We start from the raw sequence: 3,723 nt of genomic DNA on the forward strand, positions 1-3,723 counted from the left end.
GGCGGCGTTACGTAAGTAATGCGTAAGTCCAAAATTAGCAATTAGCAATCAGCCATTAGCCGTTAGCAATTAGCAAAAATAATGAAAAATTGGCAGAGTATTCTTCTATATTTGGGTGTAGCTTACATAATTTTACTGTTAGGGCCGATTGCTGGATTTGACTTGCCTCGGATTGTTGTAGAAATAGTCCGTAGCCCTCAAGTTTTGATTCAACAACTGTTAGTAGGTCTTGTCAACGGTGCCCTACTTGCAATTATTGCTTTGGGTTATACGATGGTCTATGGCATTATTGAACTGATCAATTTTGCTCATGGAGATTTGTATATGTTGGGCGGTTTTGCTGCTTTAACTGTGATGGGTGCTTTGGGAATTCAGGATGGAGCTCCTCTAGCAGTTGCTATTCCGGCAATGTTAGTTGCTTTAATTGCTAGCGCAGGATTTTGTGCTGGACTGAATATCATTACTGAACGTTATGCCTATCGACCATTACGAAATGCACCGCGTTTAGCACCGTTAATTTCAGCAATTGGAGTGTCTTTTATTTTCCAAAATATGGGACTATTTTGGGGAGGTTTGAGAGCATTTTTTCCTGTGATGGGAACAAACTCGGCTGCGCCTAAAAGCTTTCCCGATTTGTTGCCTAGAATTGATATTCTTAAAGCTTTGGGGATTGATAGCGGTATTGTATTTACAACTAAAGATTTGATTGTTTTAGTGGTTGCGATAGTATTAATGGTTTCGCTGCACTTATTTGTGAAGTACACTCGTTGGGGAAAGGCGATGCGTGCGACTGCTCAAAACCGGGATGCTGCTAAAATTATGGGAATTAATGTCAATCAAATTATTGCTCTGACTTTTTTAATTGGTGGTGCTCTGGCTGGTTCTGCTGGACTTTTGGTGGGATTGTACAATAATACTATTGTTTTTACGATGGGTTTTACTGCTGGATTAAGGGCTTTTACGGCAGCAGTTTTGGGTGGAATTGGTAATATTATCGGGGCTATGTTGGGGGGAGTTTTGATTGGAGAATTATCGTCTATTAGCGATCAATATCTATCTAGCCGTTGGACTAATGCTTGGGTGTTTGCGGTTTTGGTGATTATTTTGGCATTTAGACCGGGAGGTTTATTAGGAGAGAATGTTCAGGAAAAGGTGTAAGTTGGTAATTGGTAATTGGTAATTGGTAATTGCTTAAATTTATTGCTTGATATATTCGGCGGTTGAAACCGCAGCTACACAAACGAAGCTTGATATATTCGGCGGTTGAAACCGCAGCTACACAAACGAAGTCCGCCTACGCGGACTAAAGAATGAAACAACTAACAACTAATAATTAATAATTATGAAAAAAAAGATAATTAAAGCAATTAAGTCAAGTGGTATTGTGGGAGCGATCGCAGCCTTAACCGTTCTCATATTTGGTGGTTGGAGTGGTTCAGTAATCGGTTGGTTGCTGGGTGCGGGTGCGGGTTTCATCCGCTGTCGCAACGAGAAGATTTATAGCCCAAAAATCGGCGCGAGACTGGGTATTGAGGCGGGATTAGCATTAGGAATTTGGCTGGCGATCGCCAGCGTCATAGAAGGAGTTATACTCAGACCGAGTTCTGGTCAATTTCCTGTACCCTTCCCGACTACATTACTTTACGGTACTTGCAGTTTAGCGATCGCCACTCTTGCAGGCGGAATCATGGGAACTCTACAGGGAATACCAGGCGATCGCAAACGATTAGCTACCCTAGTCACACTGGCTTTCATCCTGATATCATTTCCCTTTGTCGATGCAGCAGCAAAAACTGAATGGATAGCTACCGTCGTACAGATTCAAATTTTTATTATCCTCGCCTTGGGCTTAAATATTCCTGTAGGTTTTGCCGGCTTGCTTGACTTAGGATATGCTGCTTTTTTCGCGATCGGCGCTTATACTACTGGCTTACTTTCCTCTCCGCAACTTGGGTTATATTGGAACTTCTGGGCGGTACTGCCAATTGCGGCTTTAGTGGCTGCGATCGCGGGAGTAATTTTAGGTGCTCCGACATTGCGATTAAGAGGTGATTATCTGGCAATTGTCACCCTGGGATTTGGGGAAATTATACCCGTTGTATTCAGAAATTTAACTTCGGTGCGGATAGAAGAACCGATATCTAAATTGTTAGGTTCCATCTTTGGTCATCCAGAAATAGCCATTTGTCTTTTGGGATGCGAACAACCCATTAACCTCACGGGTGGCGAAGCGGGAATTAACCCTATTGGTCGCCCCTTTCTGCCCATCGTTGGCACATTTAGTGCGGGCAACTATTACCCTTGGTACTACTTAATTTTATGTCTAGTTGTTTTCTCCTATTTTATGATTTCACGGCTACGAGATTCGCGTCTGGGAAGGGCTTGGGCCGCTATGCGAGAAGACGAACTCGCCGCTAGTGCGATGGGAATTAACCTCGTCAAAACTAAGCTATCAGCCTTTGCAATGGGCGCTACTTTTTCGGGATTTGCCGGTGCATTTTACGCAGCTTATATCAGCGCCATTTTCCCTAGCGTGTTTGATTTCTCGGTTTCTGTAATCATTTTATGTATGGTAATTTTAGGGGGATTAGGAAATATGAGCGGTGTGATTTTAGGTAGTATTATTATTATGTCCGCTGACAGACTTTATCTACCCCAACTCGCACAAATCCTCAAAGGTTTTCTAAATACATCTGTATTACCAAACATTGCCAGTCCAGAATTGCGTGACTTTCTAGCAACCAGTTTAGACCCGATACAATTGCGCTTGTTCTTGTTTGGTCTAACTCTAGTGGTAATGATGATTGTGCGCCCAGAAGGACTAATTCCTGATAAAGTACATCAATCGGAATTGCACTCAGATAATGAGGCGAGTAATGAATCTTTAGCCGATGCGAGGAGTCAATAATGCCACTATTGGAAGCACATAAACTGACAATGCAATTTGGGGGATTAACTGCGGTTAACCAGGTTAATTTTACCTTGGAAAAAGGCGCGATCGCTAGTTTGATCGGCCCTAACGGAGCCGGGAAAACCACATTTTTTAATATGCTTACGGGCATCTATGTTCCTACTTCTGGTCAGTTGTTGATAGAAAATCAAGACATTACTGGTTCGCCACCGGATAAACTCACAAGTTTGGGAATTGCTCGGACATTTCAGAATATCCGTTTATTTGGTAACATGACCGTGTTGGAAAATGTTTTGGTAGGCAGACATAGCAGACTAAAAACTGGATTGTTAGGGGCAATACTCCGCACTCCCGCAGTAGAGCGAGAAGAATTACAAGCTAGGAAAAAATCACTTTCTCTCATTGATTTTGTAGGCTTAGGCACTTCTAAATCTCCAGAGATGGCAAAAAATTTGTCCTATGGAGATCAGCGGAGACTAGAGATTGCTAGAGCCTTAGCTTCCGATCCTAAAGTGTTACTATTAGATGAGCCGACAGCGGGGATGAATCCCAATGAAACGGCTGATTTAACGCGGTTTATTTACAGGATTCGCGATGAATTAGATTTGACAATCCTGTTAATTGAACATGATATGAAAGTGGTAATGGGAATTAGCGATCGCGTTAGCGTTATGGAATATGGTATTAAAATTGCTGAGGGAACGCCTGCGGAAGTTCGAGCCGATCCCCGCGTGATTGAAGCATATCTAGGAAAAGAAGAAGATAATGAATAATAGACATTATGTAACGCCGCCCTCTGGGCGGTAATTGAC

General features: G+C 42.5%; 3 protein-coding genes. All 3 read left to right on the forward strand.

The features are described from left to right. Window positions 1-81: 81 nt before the first annotated feature. The 3 genes from PY364_RS14305 (at window position 82) to PY364_RS14315 (ending at window position 3,684) form a co-directional block, all read left to right on the forward strand. The gene (locus PY364_RS14305; protein WP_275523438.1) at window positions 82-1,158 is read left to right on the forward strand and encodes a branched-chain amino acid ABC transporter permease; all 1,077 of its coding nucleotides are present in this window, start codon (window positions 82-84) and stop codon (window positions 1,156-1,158) included. 184 nt (window positions 1,159-1,342) lie between these two features. Continuing rightward, a complete protein-coding gene (locus PY364_RS14310; protein ID WP_275523440.1) occupies window positions 1,343-2,908 on the forward strand; it encodes a branched-chain amino acid ABC transporter permease in 1,566 nt (521 codons plus the stop codon). After that, window positions 2,908-3,684, forward strand: coding sequence for an ABC transporter ATP-binding protein (locus tag PY364_RS14315; protein WP_275523442.1), 777 nt, complete (start codon window positions 2,908-2,910; stop codon window positions 3,682-3,684). The genes PY364_RS14310 and PY364_RS14315 overlap by 1 nt, the downstream gene beginning before the upstream one ends. Window positions 3,685-3,723: the final 39 nt, after the last annotated feature.

Source organism: Kamptonema sp. UHCC 0994, from assembly GCF_029167235.1.
Classification (GTDB): Bacteria; Cyanobacteriota; Cyanobacteriia; order Cyanobacteriales; family Microcoleaceae; genus Kamptonema.

Excerpts from the sequence above, each read along its gene's own strand:
- PY364_RS14305 (WP_275523438.1), top strand. The coding sequence starts at position 82 with ATGAAAAATTGGCAGAGTATTCTTCTATATTTGGGTGTAGCTTACATA.
- PY364_RS14310 (WP_275523440.1), top strand. The coding sequence starts at position 1,343 with ATGAAAAAAAAGATAATTAAAGCAATTAAGTCAAGTGGTATTGTGGGA.
- PY364_RS14315 (WP_275523442.1), top strand. The coding sequence starts at position 2,908 with ATGCCACTATTGGAAGCACATAAACTGACAATGCAATTTGGGGGATTA.